This is a genomic window from Streptomyces venezuelae (genome assembly GCF_008642315.1).
GTDB lineage: Bacteria > Actinomycetota > Actinomycetes > Streptomycetales > Streptomycetaceae > Streptomyces > Streptomyces venezuelae_D.
The window spans coordinates 4,386,951-4,407,760 of sequence record NZ_CP029192.1 but is presented as its reverse complement, the minus strand read 5'-3'; the positions used below and the strand labels follow the sequence as shown (position 1 = coordinate 4,407,760).

Here is a 20,810-nt window from a genome sequence, read left to right as displayed (position 1 = left end):
CGACCATGCCTGCAGTGACTGTCGAGAACCCGCTGACCCTGCCCCGAGTGGTGGCGCAGGCCGATGCGACGCCGCGCCCCGTGCTCGCCGTGACCACGGCGCCGAGCGGCTTCGAGGGTGAGGGATTCCCGGTGCGCCGGGCCTTCGCGGGGATCAATTACAAGTACCTCGACCCGTTCATCATGATGGACCAGATGGGCGAGGTGGAGTACGAGGCGGGCGAGCCGAAGGGCACCCCCTGGCACCCCCACCGGGGCTTCGAGACGGTCACCTACCTGATCGACGGGACGTTCGTCCACCAGGACTCCAACGGTGGCGGCGGCACCATCCGGAACGGCGACACCCAGTGGATGACGGCCGGCAGCGGCCTGCTCCACATCGAGGCGCCGCCGGAGTCCCTCGTCATGTCCGGCGGCCTCTTCCACGGCCTCCAGCTGTGGGTGAACCTGCCCGCGAAGGACAAGATGATGGACCCCCGCTACCAGGACATCCGCGGCGGCCAGGTCCAGCTGCTCTCCACCCCCGACGGCGGTGCGCTGCTCCGCGTCATCGCCGGTGAGCTCGACGGCCACGAGGGCCCCGGCATCACGCACACGCCGATCACGATGATCCACGCGACCGTGCGGCCCGGCGCCGAGGTGACGCTGCCCTGGCGCGAGGACTTCAACGGCCTCGCGTACGTCCTCGCGGGCCGCGGCACCGTGGGCACCGAGCGGCGTCCGGTCCACATGGGCCAGACCGCCGTCTTCGGCGCGGGCTCCTCGCTGACCGTCCGCGCGGACGAACGCCAGGACGCGCACGCCCCCGACCTGGAGGTCGTGCTGCTCGGCGGGCGGCCGATCCGCGAGCCGATGGCGCACTACGGCCCGTTCGTGATGAACAGCCAGGCCGAACTGCAGCAGGCCTTCGAGGACTTCCAGAAGGGTCTGCTGGGCACGGTTCCCGCCGTGCACGGCATGTAGCCGTACATAAGGTGCACTACGGGTGAGCCCGTGCTCGGGTAGGAGGGGTGAGTACCCTCCTGCCCGAGTCCGTGCGGCGCCTCGCCGCCTGGTGCGTCGTCGTCCTGCTCGTCACCGGCGTGGCCGCCGTGGGGATCTGGCTGTGCGTCACCTTCAAGACCGCGGTGACGCCCGTCCTCCTCGCGCTGCTCGGCACCGCGCTCCTCGGACCGCTGTACCGGCGGCTGCTCAAACTGAAGGTGCAGCGTTCCCTCGCGGCCGGCCTCACCTGCGCGGCCGTCGTCGCCGTCGTCGGCGGCGCCGGCTACATCGTCGTCAACGCGCTGATCGACAGCGGCGACCAGATCCTCGCCTCCCTCAAACAGGCCGCCACCGACCTGTCGAAGTACTTCGGGGCGGCCGGGACCTCCCTGGACGACATGGCGTCCAACGCGAAGGAGCTGTTCGGGAAGTTCGGCGGAACCGCCGCGTCAGGAGTAATCAGCGGGCTCAGCACCGTCGGCGAGATGATGGCGATGGCGGTCCTCGCGCTGCTGCTCGTCTTCTTCTTCCTGCGCGACTCCGAGCGCGCCATGGGCACCCTGCGCCAGCTCGCCCCCGGTGACAGCGCCGACTCCATCGAGGCCATGGCGCGGCGCGCCTTCGAGGCCATCGAGGGGTTCATGCGCGGAACGACGATCATCGCGTTCATCGACGCCCTGTGCATCTCCGTGGGTCTGCTGATCCTCGGCGTCCCCGGCGCCCTCGGCCTCGGCGCGCTCGTCTTCGTCGGGGCGTACATCCCTTACCTGGGCGCGTTCCTGTCCGGCGCGGTCGCCATCCTCGTCGCCCTCGCCGACCGCGGGTTCGCCATCGCGCTGTGGGCGCTCGGCGTGGTCCTCGCCGTACAGGTCCTCGAAGGGCACATCCTCCAGCCGATGATCCAGAGCAGGACCGTGCAGATGCACCCGGCGGTGGTGATGCTCGCGATCACCGCGGGCGCCTCGGTGGCCGGGATCCTCGGGATGCTGCTCGCGGTGCCGCTGACGGCGGCGGCGTTCGGCATCGTCTCGGAGCTGCGCGCCCGCTACTCCGGTACGTCCACGTCCACATCGACGTCCATGCCGACCTCCACGTCCGCGAAGCCGCCGGACGCGCCCGCGTCCTCGTAGAGCTCGAACCAGATGCTCTTGCCGTCGCCGCGCGGGTCCACGCCCCACGCCCCGGCGAGCAGCTCCATCAGGACCAGGCCGCGGCCCGACGAGGCGAGCTCGCCCGGGTGGCGCTTGTGCGGCAGGTCGTCGCTGCCGTCGGCGACCTCGGCCCGCAGCCTGCGCGCCCCGGGCTCGCCGGTGACCTCCGCGACCAGCAGGGCGTCGCCGTCCGTGTGCACGAGGACGTTCGTGAGCATCTCGGAGACCATCAGGACCGCCGAGTCGACCTGGTCGTCGTCCGCCCAGTCGTGCAGCAGGTCCCGCAGGTGGCTGCGGGCCCCCGCGATGCGCTCCGGTTCGGCCTGGGCGACGGTCAGGACCGTGCGGCGGGCGTCCGTGCGGTGCTCGGGGCGGGCCGTCCTGCTCAGCAGCAGCACGGCTATGTCGTCCTCGCGGCGGTCCGCGAAGGGGCCCGTGGTGTGGTGGGAGGAGGGCCCGTGCACGGCCTGCACGAGCGCGTCGGCGAGCTGCTCCAGTGCGTCGGGCTCGCCCTCGCCCGCGTACTCCTCCAGGGTCGTCCTGATCCGCGACCAGCCGCTGTCCAGGTCGTGGCCGCCGGTCTCGATGAGGCCGTCGGTGCAGATCAGCATTGTCTCGCCGGCCTCCAGGACGAGCCGGGTCGTCGGGTAGTCGGCGTCCGGGTCGATGCCGAGCGGCAGGCCGCCCGCGGTGGGGCGCAGCAGGACCGTTCCGTCACTCATGCGTATCGCGGGCTCGGGGTGCCCCGCGCGGGCCATCTCCAGGATGCCGGTCGCCGGGTCGGCCTCCACGTACAGGCAGGTCGCGAAGCGAGGGTCGTACTCGATCGCCTCGTCCGCGCCCGTGCCGCTCGACCCGTAGGTGATGGACTCCGTGATCCCGGAGAGGAAGCGGGTGGCGCGGGAGAGGACCGCGTCGGGGCGGTGGCCCTCGGATGCGTACGCGCGCAGGGCGATCCGCAGCTGCCCCATCAGGCCCGCCGCCCGCACGTCGTGCCCCTGTACGTCGCCGATGACGAAGGCGATGCGGCCGCTGGGCAGCGGAATCATGTCGTACCAGTCGCCGCCGACCTGGAGCCCGCCGCCCGTCGGCACATAGCGGGCGGCCACGCTCATCCCCGGGATCTGCGGCCCGAGCATCGGCAGCATCGACCGCTGCAGCCCCTCGGTCAGCTCCCGCTCGGACTCGGCGACCCCGGCCCGCGACAGGGCCTGCGCCAGCATCCGCGCCACCGTGGTCAGGACGGAACGCTCGTCGGGCGTGAACGAGACGGGATACGTGAAGGCCGCCATCCACGCCCCCATCGTGCGCCCCGCGACCGTCAGGGGCAGGAACGCCCACGACTGCCGTTCGAAGCGGCTGGCCAGCGGCCAGGCCGCGGGATAGCGCCTGCGGTAGTCCTCCGGGGTGGAGAGGTAGACGGCGCGCCCGGTGCGCACCACCTCCGCGGCCGGATAGTCGGTGTCCAGCGGCATCGCGGAGAAGGGGCCGTCGTCGCCGGGCTGGTGGCCGTGGTGCCCGATGATCGTCAGCCGCTCGCCCTCGACCCCGAAGACCGCGAGGCCGTCCGGCGAGAACCCCGGCATGGAGAGGCCCCCGGCGACCCTGAGGACCTCCTCCGTGGAGCGCGCCTCGGCGAGCGCGCGCCCCGCGTCCAGCAGGAACGCCTCCCGGGAGCGGCGCCAGTCGCCGGTGACCGGGGTGCGGGCGGCGGTCCCGGGCGCGGGCTCGTTGACCTCTTGCAGGGTGCCGACCAGCTCGTACGCCTCGGTCGCCCCGTGCATCACCGGCTTGGAGCGGCTGCGCACGGTCCTGAGGACCCGCCGCCCCGTCTCGTCCATGATCCGCAGCCGGGCCTCGGCGAGGGTGCCCTCGGCGACGGCGAGCTGGACGGTTCCGTAGATCTCGTTCCAGTCGACCGGGTGGAAACGGGAGCGCACGCCTGCCTCGGTGAGGGTCTGGGCGCGGGCGGGCAGGCCGAGGAGCCGGGCCGCCTCGGCGTCGAGCGTGACGGTCCCGGACGCGTTGTCCCAGCGCCACAGCCCGGTCGCGATCGCGGCCAGGACCTCCCGTACGGGAGGCAGGGAGTCGTCCCCCACCTGTAGGAGGGGATCGTCGGTGCGCATTGACCCACTTTAGGAAGATGTACACCCCGGCCGCCACTGAGCCCCCTCGCAGCGGGCCCGTAGCGGACCCGTAGGGGACCCGAAGTGGACCCGTACCGGGCCCTGTGGAGGGTGGCTCCCGCGGATATCCGGAAACCGATCTTCGGCCGGACGGTAGCCTTGTGCGGGTCTGCTCTCTCCCCTATTCGCGAAGACTGGATGAACGACGATGCATCGGTACAGGTCCCACACCTGCGGCGAGCTCCGCGCCTCTGACGTCGGCACCGACGTCCGGCTGAGCGGCTGGCTGCACAATCGCCGAGACCTGGGCGGCATTCTCTTCATCGATCTCCGCGATCACTACGGCATCACGCAGCTGGTGGCCCGCCCCGGAACCAAGGCCGCCGAGGTCCTGGACAAGCTGTCCAAGGAGACCGTCGTCCGCGTCGACGGCAAGGTCGTCTCGCGCGGCACGGACAACGTGAACCCGGAGCTGCCCACTGGCGAGGTCGAGATCGAGGCCTCCGAGGTCGAGGTGCTCGGCGCCGCGGGCCCGCTGCCCTTCACGATCAACGCCGAGGACGGCGTGAACGAGGAGCGCCGCCTGGAGTACCGCTTCCTGGACCTGCGCCGCGAGCGCATGCACCGCAACATCATGCTGCGCAGCGCCGTGATCGCCTCGATCCGCTCGAAGATGGTCGCCCTCGGCTTCAACGAGATGGCGACGCCGATCCTCACCGCGACCTCCCCCGAGGGCGCCCGTGACTTCGTCGTCCCGTCCCGCCTGAACCCCGGCAAGTTCTACGCGCTCCCCCAGGCCCCGCAGCAGTTCAAGCAGCTGCTGATGATCTCGGGCTTCGACCGCTACTTCCAGATCGCGCCGTGCTTCCGCGACGAGGACGCCCGCGCGGACCGCTCGCCCGGCGAGTTCTACCAGCTCGACGTCGAGATGAGCTTCGTGGAGCAGGAAGACGTCTTCCGCCCCATCGAGAAGCTGATGACGGAGCTCTTCACGGAGTTCGGCAACGGCCGCGAGGTGACGTCCCCCTTCCCGCGCATCCCGTTCCGCGAGTCGATGCTGAAGTACGGCAACGACAAGCCCGACCTGCGCGCGAAGCTCGAACTGACCGACATCACGGACATCTTCGCCGACTCCGAGTTCAAGGCGTTCGCGGGCAAGCACGTGCGTGCCCTGCCGGTGCCGGACACGGCGTCGCAGTCCCGCAAGTTCTTCGACGGCCTGGGTGACTACGCGGTCGAGCAGGGTGCGAAGGGCCTGGCCTGGGTGCGCGTCGCCGAGGACGGTTCGCTGACGGGCCCGATCGCCAAGTTCCTCACCGAGGCGAACGTCGAGGAGCTGACCAAGCGTCTCTCGCTGGCCCCGGGCCACGCCGTCTTCTTCGGCGCGGGCGAGTTCGACGAGGTCTCGAAGATCATGAGCGCGGTCCGCGTCGAGGCGGCCAAGCGCGCGGGCCACTTCGAGGAGGGCGTGTTCCGCTTCTGCTGGATCGTCGACTTCCCGATGTACGAGAAGGACGAGGACACCGGCAGGATCGACTTCTCCCACAACCCCTTCTCGATGCCGCAGGGCGGCATGAAGGACCTGGAGGAGAAGGACCCGCTCGACATCCTCGCCTGGCAGTACGACATCGTCTGCAACGGCATCGAGCTCTCCTCCGGCGCCATCCGGAACCACGAGCCCGAGGTCATGCTCAAGGCGTTCGAGATCGCGGGTTACGACGCGGAGACCGTCGAGCACGAGTTCGCGGGCATGCTGCGCGCGTTCCGCCTCGGTGCGCCGCCGCACGGTGGCATCGCGCCCGGCGTCGACCGCATCGTGATGCTCCTCGCCGACGAGCCGAACATCCGCGAGACGATCTCGTTCCCGCTGAACGGCAACGCGCAGGATCTGATGATGGGGGCGCCGACGGAGCTCGACGAGTCCCGTCTGCGGGAGCTCAACATCTCCCTGCGGAAGCCGGCGGCGCAGTAGCGGTTCAGGTTGACTTGTAAGGCCCCGGAACCTTGGTTCCGGGGCCTTCTTGTGTTCGCTCTCGGTTGCGGATGCGTCGTGGCTGGTCGCGCCCACGCGGCGGGGCGGCCCTTCCAGGCGGTTCTATCAAGCCGCCGTCGTCGGTGAAGAGTTCGCTTCCGCTTCGGCCCACTCCGTCACGAGCCGTTCGTACACGAGGCGTTCGTCGGGTCGGAGGCGTCCGCCCGCGCGCAACCACAGCGCACGGATTTCCTCATTGACCTCGTCGGCGGTGCGTCGCCGGTCGGGGGAGGGAGTCGTGGCCATGTCGTGAAGCTTACGTACACAGGTGTGAAGGCGGCGTCAATTTAAGCCTCCCCTGCGCATGACTTAGCTCACCGTGACGCGTATCTCCCGTTTCCAGTGGGCAGTCGAACCGAGCGTGATTCAAGGGGCGGTTGAGGTCAGACGCGCCTGGAGCCCGTCGAGCACGCGCTGGAGCCCGTAGTCGAAGGTCTCCTCGCGCACCTGCTCGGGGTCGTCCGCACGCGCGTCCGACCCCCCGTCACCCTTCAGCCTCTCCGCGAACTCCCGTTCCGTCGTGCCGCTTCGGGCGATCAGGGAGAGGTACGCGGCCTCGCTGGTCGCCATGCCGATCACATAGGAGATGACGGTACTGAGGGCCAGTTCGGTTTCGGCCGCGGGGAATCCCGCCGTCCGGTAGACCGCGGCCATCCGCTCCGACATCTTCGTCACGTTCGGGCCGAGGTGGACGAGGCCGACCTGACCGAGCACCGAGGCGACCCAAGGGTGGCGCAGAATCATCGCTCGCAGGCTGCGCGCGCTGTCGGCGGCCGCGTCCCGCCACTGTGCGGCGCCGGTCGCGATGGGCACCGACAGTTCCCCGTAGACCTCGTCGACGACCAGCTCGATCAGCTCGTCCTTGTTGGCCACGTGCCGGTAGAGCGAGGTGGCGCCCGCGTCGAGCCGGGTGCCGAGCTTGCGCATGCTGAGGGCTTCGAGCCCGTCCGCGTCGAGCAGTCGCACGGCCTCCGCGACGATCTGCTCCCGGCTCAGCTGCTCGCGCTGCCGGCGCGGGCGGGTCCAGACGGACGCGATCTCGGGCTTCTGCTCGGCGGGCATGGGGGCTCCTGGGGGCGGGGGTGACTGTCGGGTCCCGACCCACGGTAGCGCACGGCGTACGCATGTTGCGTACGCCGATCCCCGGACTGTCGCCTCGTCGCCGCCGCCCGTGGTGGCTCAGGCCGCTCAGGCCGCTGGACGGCTCATGAGCTCCACGGCCCGCGAGAAGCTGTCCGCGCCGTGGCCCGCGTCCACGACCCGCCGGAAGATGTCATGCACGGCCTCCGGGAACGCCGTGTCCACGCCCGCGTCGGAGGCGGTGTGGACGACATGCTCCATGCTGGCCAGGCCCATCGCGGTGCGGTCGACGTCGCCCGCGTGGTTGCCCGCGTCGATGCGGGACGCGTAGAAGTCGACGAAGTGGCCCATGCCGGCGAAGTTCTCCGTGACGTACGGTGCGATCTCCTGGGCGGTCAGACCGTGCGCGCCCGCGATCGCGGCGGTCTGCCAGAACGCGATCATCGCGGGCCAGAAGACCGCCATGTTCAGCTGGTACATGAGCGCGGCGAGCCCCTGATCCTCCCCCCGGTAGTCGGACTTCCCGGTGATGACTTCGAGGGCGGCGCGGTGCGTGTCGTACGCCTCGCGCGGACCGCTGTAGAACGTCGAGGTGTCCGGGGTGCCGATGAGGGGCGGCGGGCAGAGGACGCCGCCGGTGAGATGCGTCCCGCCGAGGTCGGTCACCCAACGGGCGCCCGCCCGTGCCTTCTCCGGGGTGTCGGAACTGAGGTTCACGAGGGTGCGGCCCGCGATCGCGGACTTGGCGGACCCCAGGATCGCGTACATCGCGTCGAAGTCGGTGAGGCTGAGGACGACGAGCTCATTGGCGAGCAGGGCGTGTTCGACGCTCTCAGCGAGTATCGCCCCGCGCTGGACGAGGGCATCGGCGCGGGAGGGGGTGCGGTTCCAGAGGGTGACGTCGTAGCCGCGGTCGAGGTAGGCGGCGGCCATGGCCTGGCCCATGGGGCCGAGGCCGATGACGGTGACGGACTGCTGGGGCGCGGCGGCGGAACTGGGCATGAGTGTCTCCCGACTCTCTAGAACGATCGCTCTATCTAGTGCGTGGGGAGAACGTAGCACGCCTCTAGAACGAACGCTCTACTCAATGGTGGGTAGGGTGGGGGCATGCCCCAGAACAGCTCAGCCCCCCGTTCCCTCGGCGCCCTCGGCACCCGCGACCGGATCGTGGTCGTCGCCGCACGCCTCATCCAGCGGCAGGGGTACGTGGGCACGGGCATCAAGCAGATCGCCAAGGAGGCGGAGGCGACGCTGGGCTCCGTCTACCACTTCTTCCCGGGTGGGAAGGAGGCGGTCGCGGTGGCCGCGATCGCCTACTCCGCCGAGGAGTTCGCGGTGATGCTGCGGAACGGGTTGGCGGGCGAGGACGCCCCGGGCCCGGCGATCGAACGCTGCGCCGGCGAACTGGCCGTGGCCCTCCGGGAGTCGGGCTGGGTCGACGGCTGCCCGGTCACGGCGGCGGCCCTGGAGACGCTCGGCGCGGAATCGGAGATCCAGCGGGTGTGCGCGGAGGCGCTGCGCGGCTGGGAGCGGATCGTCGAGGACCGGCTGCTCGGGTCGGGCTTCGCGCTCGAGGATGCGCGGGAGGTGGCGTCGACGGTCATCAGCGCGCTGGAGGGCGCGGAGGTGACGGCGCAGGTCGCCCGGAGTGAGGAGCCGTTGCGGGTGGTGGGGCGGCAGTTGGGGCGGTTGGTGGGGTCGTACGCGCCGCACACGGGCTGAGGGTGGCCGTTGACCCCGGATCGGGTCGTTTCATGCTTATACGTCGGGGGGTTCCGTTGGCCGCAGTTGCCGTCCCGTCGGGCAAGCCGTTCAAGGCCTGGGTCGACCCGGTGAAGGCCGGCACGGGGGTCGTTTCGTGGCGTCTGAACACGATCGCCCCGGCCGACGCGTGGCCGGGTGCGACGGCACATCGACGTCTGCGAGGACTGAGGGCACGCCACCGTTCGCCCGCTGGTTCTGGGGCCGGACAACGTGCCGGTGATCACGGACAGGCATGAGGCCGAGAGGGATGTGCCCCTGGTGGCCCCCCGGGCAAGGGAGATCTGGGAGGAACTGATGATGTCGACCAAGTACTTCTTCGACCACCCGTTCGCGGTGAAGGAGCGGGAAGAGGGCCGCGAAGAGGCCCGGGCCGAGGGCCGGGCCGAGATGGTCCTGGAGATCCTCGAAGCGCGGGAGCTTTCCGTGCCGCCGTTGGTACGTGAGCGGGTGAGTGCCTGTACCGATATGGATCAGCTCAAGGCCTGGACCCATCGGGCAGTGCGCGTGACCGATGCCGCCGACCTTTTCGACGGTGACGAAGCCTGACGTACGGGAAAGTCCCGGTGCTGCCCTCGTGCGTCAGGGGGCGGCACCGGGACCTCCCGGCAATGCTGCGCCACGTGGCGTTACGCGGCCGGCTTCTCCTCCAGGCGGGGGAACAGGACCGCGCCCTTCGTGACCGTCGCGCCCGCGGGGAGCGTGCCCCACGTGGCGGCCGCGCGGACGTCCTGGTCGGCGAGGGCGCCCAGGAGCGGCTCGGCGCCGAGGGAGTCCCAGAGCTTCTGGGAGGTCTCGGGCATGATCGGGTTGAGGAGGACCGCCACCGCGCGGAGGGACTCCGCAGCCGTGTAGAGGATCGTCGCCAGACGGGCCTTGCCCTCCTCGGAGTCGTCCTTCGCGACCTTCCACGGCTCCTGCTCCGTGATGTAGCCGTTGACCTGCTTCACGAAGTCGAAGATCGCCAGGATGCCGCCCTGGAAGTCCAGCTCCTCGCCGATCTTCCGGTCCGCCTCGGCGACGGCCTTCGTCAGGCCGTCCTGCACCGCCTGCTCGGCCTCGCCGGAAGCCGTCGCCGCGGGCAGCTCGCCGCCGAAGTACTTGCCGATCATCGCCGCGACACGGGACGCGAGGTTGCCGTAGTCGTTCGCCAGCTCGCTCGTGTAGCGGGCCGTGAAGTCCTCCCACGAGAACGAGCCGTCGCTGCCGAACGCGATGGCGCGCAGGAAGTACCAGCGGTACGCGTCCACGCCGAAGTGGGACGTGAGGTCCTGGGGCTTGATGCCCGTCAGGTTCGACTTCGACATCTTCTCGCCGCCGACCATCAGCCAGCCGTTCGCGGCGACCTTGCCGGGGACCGGAAGGCCCTGCGCCAGCAGCATCGCGGGCCAGATCACCGCGTGGAAGCGCAGGATGTCCTTGCCGACGAGGTGCACGTTCGCGGGGAAGGTCGAGGCGAACTTCTCCTCGTTCGCGCCGTAGCCCACGGCCGTCGCGTAGTTCAGGAGCGCGTCGATCCACACGTAGATGACGTGCTTGTCGTCCCAGGGGACCTTCACGCCCCAGTCGAACGTCGACCGGGAGATGGAGAGGTCCTGGAGGCCTTGGCGGACGAAGTTCACTACCTCGTTGCGCGCCGACTCGGGCTGGATGAAGTCCGGGTTGGCCTCGTACAGGGCGAGGAGCTTGTCGGTGTACTCGCTCAGCTTGAAGAAGTAGTTCTCCTCCTTGAGGAGCTCCACCGGCTTCTTGTGGATGGGGCAGAGCTTCGTCCCGTCCTCCGCCTCGATGAGGTCGCCGGGGAGCTTGTACTCCTCGCAGCCCACGCAGTACGGGCCCTCGTAACCGCCCTTGTAGATCTCGCCCTTGTCGAAGAGATCCTGGACGAACTCCTGCACGCGGTCGGTGTGACGCTTCTCCGTGGTGCGGATGAAATCGTCGTTCGCGATGTTCAGATGCTCCCAGAGGGGCTTCCATGCCTCGGTGACGAGCTTGTCGCACCACTCCTGGGGGGTGACGTCGTTCGCCTCGGCCGTGCGCATGATCTTCTGACCGTGCTCGTCCGTGCCGGTGAGGTACCACACCTTCTCGCCGCGCTGACGGTGCCAGCGCGTGAGCACGTCCCCTGCAACGGTCGTGTAGGCGTGGCCCAGGTGAGGAGCGTCGTTTACGTAGTAGATGGGGGTCGAGACGTAGAACGCCTTCGCGTTCTCGCCCGCTCCCTGCTTCTCGGATCCAGTGGCCGCCATGGTCGAAATCCTAACGGCCGGATCAAGATCGACTCACATCGGTTTCGGTGGGGTCTCACGAGGTGGGCAGGTCGAGGGGGAGGTCGCGGAAAGGGTCCTCGTCGGCGAGCGAGAACGCCGGGTGGTCGAAGTGGCCGGGCGGGGCGGAAGTCACCGGAAGGGCGGGGGGCCGTTCCTGGTGACCGTGGTGGGGGCCGCAGGCGTGGAAGGGGCCGTGCGGGTCGAGGAGCACGGCCAGGTGGGGGTCGGCGTGGTGCAGCCACCAGTTGGACATGCCGAGGGCCGGGTCACTGGAGAGGTACTCGAAGGCTCGCCACAGGGCGGTGAGACGTGCGACGGCCTCGGCGTGGGCCCACCAGTCCGGGCACCAGACGTGGCTTCCGTCGTCGGTGCGACGGTGGACGACGGCGGAGAGGTACTCGGTCACGAACTCCTCCACGGAGGGGAAGATGAGGCTCGCGCGGGTCTCTTCGTCCCTGACCGCTTCCTCGTCCGTCGCGGCGTGCATCGACTCGTCCGTGGCCTCGTCCGTCCCAGCGTGCATCGACTCGTTCGTTGCCTCGTCCATCGTCATCGGGTCACTCCTGTCGTCACGGGTGGAGGTGCGGTGGCGTGGCCAGACTCAGGCGTACGTCCGCCGCGTCGGCGGAACGGCCCAGCCGGTCGAGTACGTCCGCGAGGCATCGCGCGCTCTCCCGCAGGGCCACCGCATGGTCCTTGGCATCCGTGACCCAGTGGCGGCGCACCACGGTCAGGGCCTCCCCTGCCGGACGCAGCGCCTTGCGTGCGGTGTCCATGCGGCCGGTGCGCCGGGCGCACTCCAGGAGGGTCTCCGCCTGGCGGCGCAGCGGCCTGGCGAGGGTGAGCGCCGCCTCCGGCCCTGTCACCTCCCCGCGGGTGACCGCGATTCCCTCGGCCGCCAGCCACTCGGCCGCCGCGAAGCGGCCGGCGTGGGCGTACGCGTGGGCGACCTCGATGATCTCCGGGCCGAGCAGTGGCGCCTTACCGGGGTCCCTCTCCCGCTCGTGACGGATGAGGGGGACGATCCGTTCCGCGGTGCGTGCCGCGTCGGCATGGCGGCCGAGCCCGCTCTGGGCATTGCGCAGGCGCACCAGGTAGGCGCGGAGGTCGGGGTGGGTGGCCTCGGGCCCGGCTTCCCGCGCGAGCTCATCCTCCAGCGCGACGGCCTCTTCGAGGAGGAGCGGGCCACGCCGCCGGAGCGCGGTGTCGAGGTAGGCCTCTCCCAGGTCCGCGAGACAGGAGGCGAGGGCCGCACGCCGCCCGGGATCCTGTGTCGCGCGCCGCCGCAGCATCGGAAGGGCCGCGCGCAGGAGGGCACGCCGTGGGGCGGTGTGGTCCGCATGTCGGTAGCAGCGGGCGAGGCCGTTCACGGTGGCCCACAGGTCGTCGTCGTACTTCTCGGGGTCGGGCGCCCCGGCCGCGGCGGCGCGGAACAGCGTCATGCTCTCCCGCAGCGTCGCCATCGCGGCCGTCAGCGCGTCCTGGCCGGTGCTCGCACCGGTGGCGGTGAGGGCGAGTCGTTCCTGGCAGCGCCCGAGCTGCTCCAGCTCGCGGGCCAGGTCGGCGCGGCTGTCCGGCCCGGGTTCCGCGGCGAGCACTGCCCGGTGGGCGGCCACGGCCTCCTGGACCGCGTCGGCGGCTTCCGGCAGGCGGTCGTCCTTCTCCATCAGCCAGTAGCCGAGCCAGGACGACGAGGCGCCGAACCCCCGCGAGCTGCGGACGCCGGGCTCCCGGGTGCACAGGCCCCTGCGGAGCTCGGCGGCTTCCCGCATGTGGCCGAGGGCCGGGGCGTGTTCGCCCTTGTCCCGTTCGAGGAGCGCGAGGTTGTGCAGGGCCTGGCCCAGCAGGCGCTCGTACATCTCCGGGTAGTCCGCCGCGTACCTGCGGTAGATCTCCACCGCCTGCCGGGCCAGGTCGACCGCCTCCTCGTTGCGTCCCGTGCTGTCGTAGTTGAGGGCCTGGGAGTGGAGGGCGGCGGCGTAGGACGGCGCGTGTGCGTCGGGGTTGACGGCCATCTGCTCGCCGAGGAGGCGCAGGGATTCGGTGGTGATGCGGATCGCGTCGGGGAAGCGCTTCGCGTGCCAGTGGTTGATGCTCAGACTGTCCAGGATGTGGGTGAGCAGTCCGAGGTGGCGGCCCGGTTCCGAGTTCTCGAGGATGCGGCTGAGTTCGGCGGCCTCGGCGTCGAGGCGGGCGGACTCCGCGCGGTCGCCCGAGTACCACTGGACGTAGGAGGCGGTGCGCAGGCAGCGCACCAGTTGCAGACGGTGCTGTTCCGGGTCCTCGCGGTGGAGGCGGCGCTGGATGAGGAGCGCCCGGCCGATGCGCTCGCGTGCCACGTCCATCTGCACCTGGGAGAGCGCCCGCGCGGACAGTTCGTAGCCGGCCGCGAGCTCGGACGTGTACGTCTCGGGGTCCTGGGCCGCAAGTTCCCTGCGCAGGTTCAGGGCGGTCTCGGAGGCCTGGACGGCACCGGCCCACCGCGACATGACCCGCAGGTGGTGGGCGAGATTGTGCAGATCGCCCGCGCGTTCGGCGGCGGAGGGGCCGGGGGTGGACGACGGGTCGGTGGCGGAGGGTCCGGGGCCGGTCGGCGGGTCGGTGGCGGAGGGGCCGCGGGCGGACGACCGACCGTCCTCCGCGACACCGCGCGCATGGCGGTCCACCACCACCTCGGCCACCCGCAGCGCGAGCCGGGACAGGACGTGGGAGTCGCGGGGCAGTGCCTCGGAGCAGGCGCGCAGGGCCGCGAGGCCGACCGGCGCCTCGTCGATGTGGTCGAGGACGTGGTTCAGCCGGGCCAGGACGGCACGTGCCGCATGCGGGCGGGACTCGTTGGCGTGCGCGACGACCGCGCGGGTCAGCACCGTGAAGGCGTTGGTCCACTGCTCGTCGGAGGCGCCGTCGAGCAGCGCGGGCAGCAGGCCGGGGTCGTCCACGACCTCGGCGGACGCCTGGAACTCGGCGAGCCGGTCGGGGTGCAGCGTCCCCCAGTGGCGGTCCCGCACCGTCGGGTAGAGCGTGCCGAGCCAGCGGTCGAGCTTGTCGACGGGGACCGGGCCCGGGTGGGGCAGCCGGGCGAGCGTCGCGTGTCCCTGTGCGCGGTCGGCCGCCCCGCACAGGGTGGCGGCGGCCACCGCCCGGCGCAGCAGCAGGGCGTCGTCGACGTCGTGGTCGGCGTCGAAGCCGAGGGCGGCGGCGGTGCTCGACCAGTACGACGCCTCGTGATCGAGGAGGGCGGGCTCCACGGAGCTGCGGGCCGTGGCGCCCACGGGGGCACCGGCCGCGTGCGCGAGCAGCGCTTCGAGGGCCCGCATCTGCAAGGAGAGCGGGCTCTCGCGGCCGTCCTCGAGGCGCGGGGTGGGGATGCGGGCGGCCAGCTCGGGCCAGTCCACGTCGCCGAGGCGGTGCGCGCCGGGCGGTACCTGGCCGAGGACTCCCGCCAGGTCGGTCAGCGCGAGCCGGAACGCCTTGGCGGCGGGTCCCGGCGCCGTGTACAGGGGGCGCAGCACGAATTCCGGTGTGCTGTCCCGCATGCCGTACGCGAGCGCGGAGCGGCCCAGGGCGGTGTCCATCCACGTGCCCGTGGACCGGGCGAGCAGCAGCACGCGGAAGCGGTCACGGGCGCCGTCTGCCAGGCCGATCAGCCGGCGGACGAGATCGGGCCGGGTCTCGGCGTAGTCGACGACGATCAGCGTGGGACGGACGACGCTCCGCAGCGGCCGCAGCGCGTCCGTCGCGCGGTCGCCCTCGCCGCTCCCGCCGCGCACCGTCTCGTGCAGCAACCGGCCCGCGACCCAGCCCTCCGCCCGCAGGGTCGCGGTCAGTTCGCGCGCGAACCGTGACTTGCCCTGGCCGCCGGGCCCCACCAGGGTGGCCACCTGGTGCGCGGAGTCGTCCGCCACGCACCAGTTCCGCAGCTCCGCGAGCTCCTCCTCGCGCCCCCGGAAAGCCACCGCCTCCACGTCCGCGCGCAACACCGTCAGCGGTGACTTCACATCGCGTTGCGCGGCGACGGGAGCGAGCACGCCGACGAGTTCCGCGGCTTCCGGTTCGGGCGCGAGGCCGCCGTTGTGCGCACGGACGACGGCCCGGAACGCCGGGTCGTCGAGCAGGTCCTCGGTCCGTGTCACCGCGAGCCGGATGCCGGTCGCCGCCCCGCGGTCCGCGCGGACGACGCCCAGGAGCAGGGCCCCGGGGCGCAGCTCGCCGGGGGTGGGGGTGGACTCGGCGGTGAAGACCGCCGCGCCGGAAAGACCGGCCCAGGGCGAGTCAGCGCCACGGGCGACGCCGAACGTGCTGGTGGTGCCGGTCAGTTCGTACCGCCGTGCGGGGAAGCCGCTGAGCGGGTTGATGCGCGCGGCGAGCTGTTCGAGTCGGGCGCCGTCCCGCCCGTCGCGCTGCACGCGGGCGAAGCCGTGGCAGCAGACGGGCTGGCCCATGGTGTCGGTGACCAGGCGCCCCCAACGCTGGGGGCGCCGGCCGGTGCGGCCGTCGAAGGAGGGCGGCGGCCGCCAGGCGGGGTCGGTGATCTCCAGCAGGGCGGCGTCCGGCCCGCCGTCGTACGCGTCGGACCGGACCGTGGTCCAGCGCAGGACGGTGGCGTAGGAGGGTGGGGGTTCGGCTGTGGTGAGGCGGGGGGTTGTGTACGGGGGTGGGGCATCGGTCGTGGTGAGGCGGGGGGTTGTGTACGGGGGTGGGGGGTCGGCTGTGATGAGGCGGGGGGTGGCGTATGAGGGTGGGGGGTCGGCCGTGGTGACGCGGGGGGTGGCGTCGGTGGTGCCGTCCGGGATCAGGTGGGCGGCGGTCAGGACGAGGCGGGGGGCGATCAGGTAGCCGGTGCCGGAGGGGGCGCCGGAGGCGTGGTGCCGGGGCACGATGCGTACGACGCGGTCGACCTCCACGCCGCGTTACTCCTGCCAGTCGCCGATGGCGATGTCCCCGGCGCCGGGCCCGGCGCCGGGCCCGCGTGGCTTCAGGGTGAGGCTGACGCGCTGGGTGGCCCGATGGGCGCGCTCACCTCGGGCCTCCGCCTGGACGACGGCGAAGCGGAGGCCGCCGCCCGCGGTGCGGGTGCGGTGCAGCTCCACTTCGAAGTCGACGGTGATCTCGCCGACGTCGAAGCGGATGTCCGCGGTGCGCGCGCGGCGCTGGGACTCGGCGATCTGGGCGCGGAGCAGATCGAGTGCGTCGGCGAGGTCGAGCCACTCGTCCGACGCGGCGTCTCGATCCGGTCCGTCCACCATCGCGGGTCCCCCTGGGCGCGTCGGTACGTGTGTCAACACCTTATGTACGAGGCGCAGTTGGCGCCATGGGACGACGAAGGCGGGTCACGGGGCGGGAGTCGCGCCCGTGACCCGCCTTCGGGGTCGGGTGGTCGTCAGTCGTCAGTCCTCGGTCGCCCGTCGTCAGGCTTCGTTGCGGGACAGCCACTCGGGGTAGGCCGCGAGGAGGCCCTCGTACAGCTCCTTGTCCGTGAGCTCCTTGGGGGCGGGGCCCGCGTGGAAGAACGCCGCGTTGTCCGCCTTGAGCTTGCGGAGGTAGTCGAAGCCCTTCGCGTCGTGCTCGCCGAACGCGACGAACTGGAAGAAGAGGGGGTGCGCGGCGGCGTCCGCGAGGGCCTGCGTCGCCACGCCCTTCGTGTCCGGGGGGCCGTCCGTCTGGAAGACGACCAGGGCCGGCTCGCCCTTGTGGTCCGACTTCTCGTAGTGGGCCACGACCTCTTCGATCGCGCGGTGGTAGCTGGTGCGGCCCATGCGGCCCGCGGCGGCGTGCAGCTCGTCGATGCGGCCCTCGTGCTCGGGGAGCGTGAGGGTGCCGGTGCCGTCGATCTCCGTGGAGAAGAAGACGACGTGGACGGTGGCTTCGGGGTCCGTGTGGGCGGCGAGGGCGAGGATCTGTTCGCCGAGGCTCTGGGCGCTGCCGTCCTTGTAGTACGGGCGCATGGAGCCGGAGCGGTCGAGGACCAGGTAGACCTGGGCTCGGGTTCCTGTGAGGTCGTGCTTCTTCAGGGCGGTGCCGGCGGCGCGGTACGCGGGTGCTAGCGCCGGGGCTTTTGATCGCACCTTCGCTGCGGGGACGGCGGGCCTGGCCTGGGCCGGGGTGGGGTTGCCCTCGCCCTCGGGCGTGACCTCAGCCTGCGGCTCGGGCTGGTCGTTCGTGTCGGCCTCAGCCTGCGGCTCGGGCTTGCCGTTCGTGTCGACCTCAGCCTGCGGCTCGGGCTTGTCCTCAGGGGCGGCCTCAGCCTGCGGCTCGGGCTTGTCGGCCTCCGGAGCGCCCTCTTGATCGGCACCCTGCACCGGGGGCTGTGCCCACCCGTCCCGCCCTGCGGGACGTTTGCCCACAGCGGTGGCGGTTTCTGCCTCGGGCTTGGTGCCGTCAGTCTGTGGCTCGGGCTCGTCCTTGGCGGTGGCGGTTTCTGCCTTGGGCTCGGTGTCGTCAGTCTGTGGCTCGGGCTCGTCCTCGGGGGTGGCGGTTTCTGCCTTGGGCTCGGTGGCCTCAGTCTGTGGCTCGGGCTCGACCTCGGGGGTGGCCTCAGCCTGCGGCTCGGGCTCGGTCTCAGAGGTGGTCTCGGGCTTCGGCTCGGGCTCCGCCTCAGGGGCCGTCTCCGCCTTCGGTTCCGCCTCGCGGGTCGTCTCGGGGCGCGGTTCCGGGGGCGGGGGCGGGACCGTGACGTTGTCGAAAGCTGCCGCTACCAAGTCGTCCACCGTGGGAGTGGGCTCCTTGCTGGGGGACGGGAGCGTGGCCTTCGGGGTCGGGTTCGGCTCCGGGGAGGGGGACGGGACCGTCACCGTGACGGGGGCGGTCGCATCCGGCTCCGGGGCCGAGGGAGAGGCAGCGGCCGAGCCCGGCTCGGCAGACGTCGCACGCTCAGGCTCCCGTGCCTCCGGAACGCTCTCCTTGCGTGACCGTCCGAACGCGTTCCGCAGGCGGTTCAGAATGCCCATGTGCGCAACCCTTCGCGTGAGTTGATTCCCGAAAATCCCTGGCCAGGGCGGACACGTAAGGTTAGCCGCCGCAGTACGCGATCTTGGGCAGGGTCGCCCCCCGTCACCCGCGCGAGCCACCCCCGCGAACCGCCATGCGGAGCACCCCCACGGCCCCGGCACCACAACTCCCTCCCATGCGCCACGGATTCACCCTCCGTTCACCCGCAGGCCGCCGCCGTGCCGAACCCCGCGCCTAGCCTCACGGCGGAATCAAGCCACAACGACGGAGGACTCGTGCCCAAGCTGCTGCCGATCATCACCTCGCATCAGGGGAGCGGCGGCCGTTCCGCCCTGACCTGCCGGTTCCGTTGCGGTGACGCCTGCTTCGGCGAGGTGCCCAACACCAGCGACAACGCCTACGTCGGCGACGTCATAGCCGGTGCGCTCAGCCGACGTTCGATGATGCGCGCCGCCGCCGTCGTGACGGTCGCCACCGCCGCGGGCGGCGCGGTCCTGGCCGGGCCGGGGGCGGGCGAGGCCGCTGCCGCCGTACCCGCCGGAACGGCTGCGAGCCACGGCCGCGGCAAGGGTCACAAGCACAAGGGGGCCCGCGGGCTCCGCTTCAACCCCGTCGCCCCCAACACCGCCGACACCGTCACCGTCCCCGACGGCTACGAGCAGAACGTCGTCATACGCTGGGGCGAGCCCATCCTCCGCGGCGCGCCCGCCTTCGATGCCGAGAAGCAGACCGCGGCGGCCCAGGCCGGGCAGTTCGGGTACAACAACGACTTCCTCAGTCTGCTGCCGCTCCGGCGCGAGCACGGCCGTCAGGTCCTCGTCGCCAACCACGAGTACACGGACGAGGTCTTGATGTTCAAGGGGTACGACCCCGCGAACCCCACCCGCGAGCAGGTCGAGATCGCCTGGGCCGCCCACGGTCTGTCCGTGGTCGTCGTGGAGGGGGAGCGGCGGAGCGGGAAGCTGCGGGCCGTGTCGCGGCACCAGCTCAACCGGCGGCTCACCGTCACCAGCCGGTTCCGGCTCTCCGGGCCCGTCGCGGGCAGCGACCTCGTCCGCACGAAGGCCGACCCGCGCGGCACCACGGTCCTCGGCACCCTCAACAACTGCTCGGGCGGCACCACCCCGTGGGGCACGACCCTGCACGGCGAGGAGAACTTCAACCAGTACTTCGGCAACGCGGACAAGGTCACCGACCCGACCACCGCCGCCCGCCTCAAGCGGTACGGCGTGACCGGCGCCGCCTCCGAGCGCAAGTGGGAGCGGTTCGACCGCCGCTTCGACCTCGCCCAGGAGCCCAACGAGGCCAACCGCTTCGGCTGGGTCGTCGAACTCGACCCGTACGACCCGGACTCGACCCCGCGCAAGCGCACCGCGCTCGGCCGCTTCAAGCACGAGGCCGCGCAGCCGCGCCTCACGCACGACGGCCGCCCCGTGGTCTACATGGGCGACGACGAGAAGTTCGACTACTTCTACAAGTTCGTCAGCAGCAAGCGCATGGCCAAGGGCACGTCCCGCGCCGCCCACGAGCACAACCTGACCCTGCTCGACGAGGGGACGCTCTACGTCGCCAAGCTGACCGGTGACTCGCCTGCTGATGAGATCGACGGGAAGGGCACGCTCCCCGACGACGGCGAGTTCGACGGCAGCGGCAAGTGGATTCCGCTCGCCACCGCCGGGCCCGGCGGCAAGGCCGTCAGCCACGTCGACGGCATGACCGCCGAGGAGGTGTACGTCTTCACGCGCTTCGCCGGTGACAAGGTGGGCGCCACGAAGATGGACCGGCCCGAGGACATCGAGCCGTCGCCGCACACCGGCAAGGTGTACGTCGCGCTCACCAACAACTCCGACCGGGGCAAGGCGGGCAAGGCGGGCGCCGACGAGGCCAATCCGCGCAACCTCAACAAGCACGGGCAGATCCTGGAGCTGACCGAGCGCCGCAACCGCGCGGACGCGACGACGTTCGCCTGGTCGCTGTTCCTCGTCGCCGGTGACCCGAACGACCCCGCCACGTACTTCGCGGGCTTCCCCAAGGAGCGGGTCTCCCCGATCTCCTGCCCGGACAACGTCGCCTTCGACCCGCACGGCAACCTGTGGATCTCCACCGACGGCAACCAACTCGGCTCGCACGACGGCCTGTTCGGTGTCGCCACGCGCGGCGACCGGCGCGGTGAGCTCAAGCAGTTCCTGACGATGCCGACCGGCGCGGAGACGTGCGGCCCGCTCGTCCAGGACCGGCGCGTCCTCGTCTCCGTGCAGCACCCGGGTGAGGTCGACGGCGCGTCCGTGGAGAAGCCGGCGAGCGCCTGGCCCGACGGTCCCGGGAAGATCGTCCGCCCGGCCGTCGTCTCGGTGTGGCGCGAGGACGGCTGCGACATCGGGGTCTGAGACCCTCGCAGGCGGTACGAGAATGGGGCACCCCGCTCTTGCGGGGTGCCCCATCGTCGTACCGCTGTCAGA

The 20,810-nt window shown here is 71.4% G+C and carries 15 protein-coding genes; 6 read left to right on the top strand and 9 right to left on the bottom strand.

All coding sequences use genetic code 11. From position 1 onward, the window contains the following. The first annotated feature begins 5 nt into the window (after window positions 1-5). Together DEJ48_RS19060 and DEJ48_RS19055 are read left to right on the top strand one after the other, a co-directional pair. Window positions 6-962, top strand: coding sequence for a pirin family protein (locus tag DEJ48_RS19060; RefSeq protein WP_150217354.1), 957 nt, complete (start codon window positions 6-8; stop codon window positions 960-962). Between the two features lie 47 nt (window positions 963-1,009). Beyond that, a complete protein-coding gene (locus DEJ48_RS19055) occupies window positions 1,010-2,113 on the top strand; it encodes an AI-2E family transporter (RefSeq protein ID WP_150217353.1) in 1,104 nt (367 codons plus the stop codon). Here DEJ48_RS19055 and DEJ48_RS19050 read toward each other — a convergent pair. Further along, window positions 2,029-4,260, bottom strand: coding sequence for a SpoIIE family protein phosphatase (locus DEJ48_RS19050; protein WP_150217352.1), 2,232 nt, complete (start codon window positions 4,258-4,260; stop codon window positions 2,029-2,031). The genes DEJ48_RS19055 and DEJ48_RS19050 overlap by 85 nt on opposite strands. Window positions 4,261-4,468: 208 nt before the next feature. Between DEJ48_RS19050 and aspS the strand changes: the two genes are divergently transcribed. After that, the gene (aspS, locus tag DEJ48_RS19045) at window positions 4,469-6,232 is read left to right on the top strand and encodes an aspartate--tRNA ligase (RefSeq protein WP_150217351.1); all 1,764 of its coding nucleotides are present in this window, start codon (window positions 4,469-4,471) and stop codon (window positions 6,230-6,232) included. Between the two features lie 126 nt (window positions 6,233-6,358). Here the strand turns inward: aspS and DEJ48_RS19040 are convergent, their stop codons facing one another. The 3 genes from DEJ48_RS19040 to DEJ48_RS19030 all read right to left on the bottom strand — a co-directional run bounded on the left by DEJ48_RS19040 (window position 6,359) and on the right by DEJ48_RS19030 (window position 8,374). After that, the gene (locus tag DEJ48_RS19040) at window positions 6,359-6,538 is read right to left on the bottom strand and encodes a hypothetical protein (RefSeq protein ID WP_150170072.1); all 180 of its coding nucleotides are present in this window, start codon (window positions 6,536-6,538) and stop codon (window positions 6,359-6,361) included. Between the two features lie 120 nt (window positions 6,539-6,658). Further along, entirely contained in the window at window positions 6,659-7,354 is a 696-nt protein-coding gene (locus DEJ48_RS19035; protein WP_150217350.1) for a TetR/AcrR family transcriptional regulator, read from the bottom strand. A 126-nt stretch (window positions 7,355-7,480) separates the two neighbouring features. Beyond that, window positions 7,481-8,374 carry an NAD(P)-dependent oxidoreductase gene (locus DEJ48_RS19030; protein ID WP_150217349.1) on the bottom strand — a complete coding sequence of 298 codons (894 nt, stop codon included), beginning with the start codon at window positions 8,372-8,374 and terminating at the stop codon, window positions 7,481-7,483. A gap of 105 nt (window positions 8,375-8,479) precedes the next feature. Between DEJ48_RS19030 and DEJ48_RS19025 the strand changes: the two genes are divergently transcribed. Beyond that, window positions 8,480-9,094: a TetR/AcrR family transcriptional regulator gene (locus tag DEJ48_RS19025; RefSeq protein WP_150217348.1), complete on the top strand. Its 615-nt coding sequence runs from the start codon at window positions 8,480-8,482 to the stop codon at window positions 9,092-9,094. A gap of 336 nt (window positions 9,095-9,430) precedes the next feature. Continuing rightward, window positions 9,431-9,682, top strand: coding sequence for a hypothetical protein (locus DEJ48_RS19020; RefSeq protein WP_150217347.1), 252 nt, complete (start codon window positions 9,431-9,433; stop codon window positions 9,680-9,682). Between the two features lie 80 nt (window positions 9,683-9,762). Here DEJ48_RS19020 and metG read toward each other — a convergent pair whose 3' ends face one another. From metG to DEJ48_RS18985, 5 genes are all read right to left on the bottom strand, one after another. Continuing rightward, the gene (gene metG, locus DEJ48_RS19015) at window positions 9,763-11,382 is read right to left on the bottom strand and encodes a methionine--tRNA ligase (protein WP_150217346.1); all 1,620 of its coding nucleotides are present in this window, start codon (window positions 11,380-11,382) and stop codon (window positions 9,763-9,765) included. Between the two features lie 55 nt (window positions 11,383-11,437). Further along, the gene (locus tag DEJ48_RS19010) at window positions 11,438-11,956 is read right to left on the bottom strand and encodes a DUF4913 domain-containing protein (protein WP_223832099.1); all 519 of its coding nucleotides are present in this window, start codon (window positions 11,954-11,956) and stop codon (window positions 11,438-11,440) included. Window positions 11,957-11,972: 16 nt separating this feature from the next. Then, the gene (locus DEJ48_RS39760) at window positions 11,973-16,307 is read right to left on the bottom strand and encodes a tetratricopeptide repeat protein (RefSeq protein ID WP_190537483.1); all 4,335 of its coding nucleotides are present in this window, start codon (window positions 16,305-16,307) and stop codon (window positions 11,973-11,975) included. 6 nt (window positions 16,308-16,313) lie between these two features. Then, window positions 16,314-16,649 carry a trypco2 family protein gene (locus DEJ48_RS18990; RefSeq protein WP_150217345.1) on the bottom strand — a complete coding sequence of 112 codons (336 nt, stop codon included), beginning with the start codon at window positions 16,647-16,649 and terminating at the stop codon, window positions 16,314-16,316. 162 nt (window positions 16,650-16,811) lie between these two features. Further along, a complete protein-coding gene (locus DEJ48_RS18985) occupies window positions 16,812-18,110 on the bottom strand; it encodes a VWA domain-containing protein (RefSeq protein ID WP_317850924.1) in 1,299 nt (432 codons plus the stop codon). Between the two features lie 516 nt (window positions 18,111-18,626). Between DEJ48_RS18985 and DEJ48_RS18980 the strand changes: the two genes are divergently transcribed. Further along, entirely contained in the window at window positions 18,627-20,738 is a 2,112-nt protein-coding gene (locus DEJ48_RS18980) for a PhoX family protein (protein WP_150217343.1), read from the top strand. Window positions 20,739-20,810: the final 72 nt, after the last annotated feature.

What these genes read in the sequence shown, in the direction of transcription:
- DEJ48_RS19060 (WP_150217354.1), top strand. Translation starts at nt 6, where the DNA reads ATGCCTGCAGTGACTGTCGAGAACCCGCTGACCCTGCCCCGAGTGGTG.
- metG (WP_150217346.1), bottom strand. Translation starts at nt 11,382, where the DNA reads ATGGCGGCCACTGGATCCGAGAAGCAGGGAGCGGGCGAGAACGCGAAG.
- DEJ48_RS19025 (WP_150217348.1), top strand. Translation starts at nt 8,480, where the DNA reads ATGCCCCAGAACAGCTCAGCCCCCCGTTCCCTCGGCGCCCTCGGCACC.
- aspS (WP_150217351.1), top strand. Translation starts at nt 4,469, where the DNA reads ATGCATCGGTACAGGTCCCACACCTGCGGCGAGCTCCGCGCCTCTGAC.
- DEJ48_RS19030 (WP_150217349.1), bottom strand. Translation starts at nt 8,374, where the DNA reads ATGCCCAGTTCCGCCGCCGCGCCCCAGCAGTCCGTCACCGTCATCGGC.
- DEJ48_RS18990 (WP_150217345.1), bottom strand. Translation starts at nt 16,649, where the DNA reads ATGGTGGACGGACCGGATCGAGACGCCGCGTCGGACGAGTGGCTCGAC.
- DEJ48_RS19010 (WP_223832099.1), bottom strand. Translation starts at nt 11,956, where the DNA reads ATGACGATGGACGAGGCAACGAACGAGTCGATGCACGCTGGGACGGAC.
- DEJ48_RS19020 (WP_150217347.1), top strand. Translation starts at nt 9,431, where the DNA reads ATGATGTCGACCAAGTACTTCTTCGACCACCCGTTCGCGGTGAAGGAG.
- DEJ48_RS19050 (WP_150217352.1), bottom strand. Translation starts at nt 4,260, where the DNA reads ATGCGCACCGACGATCCCCTCCTACAGGTGGGGGACGACTCCCTGCCT.
- DEJ48_RS19040 (WP_150170072.1), bottom strand. Translation starts at nt 6,538, where the DNA reads ATGGCCACGACTCCCTCCCCCGACCGGCGACGCACCGCCGACGAGGTC.
- DEJ48_RS19035 (WP_150217350.1), bottom strand. Translation starts at nt 7,354, where the DNA reads ATGCCCGCCGAGCAGAAGCCCGAGATCGCGTCCGTCTGGACCCGCCCG.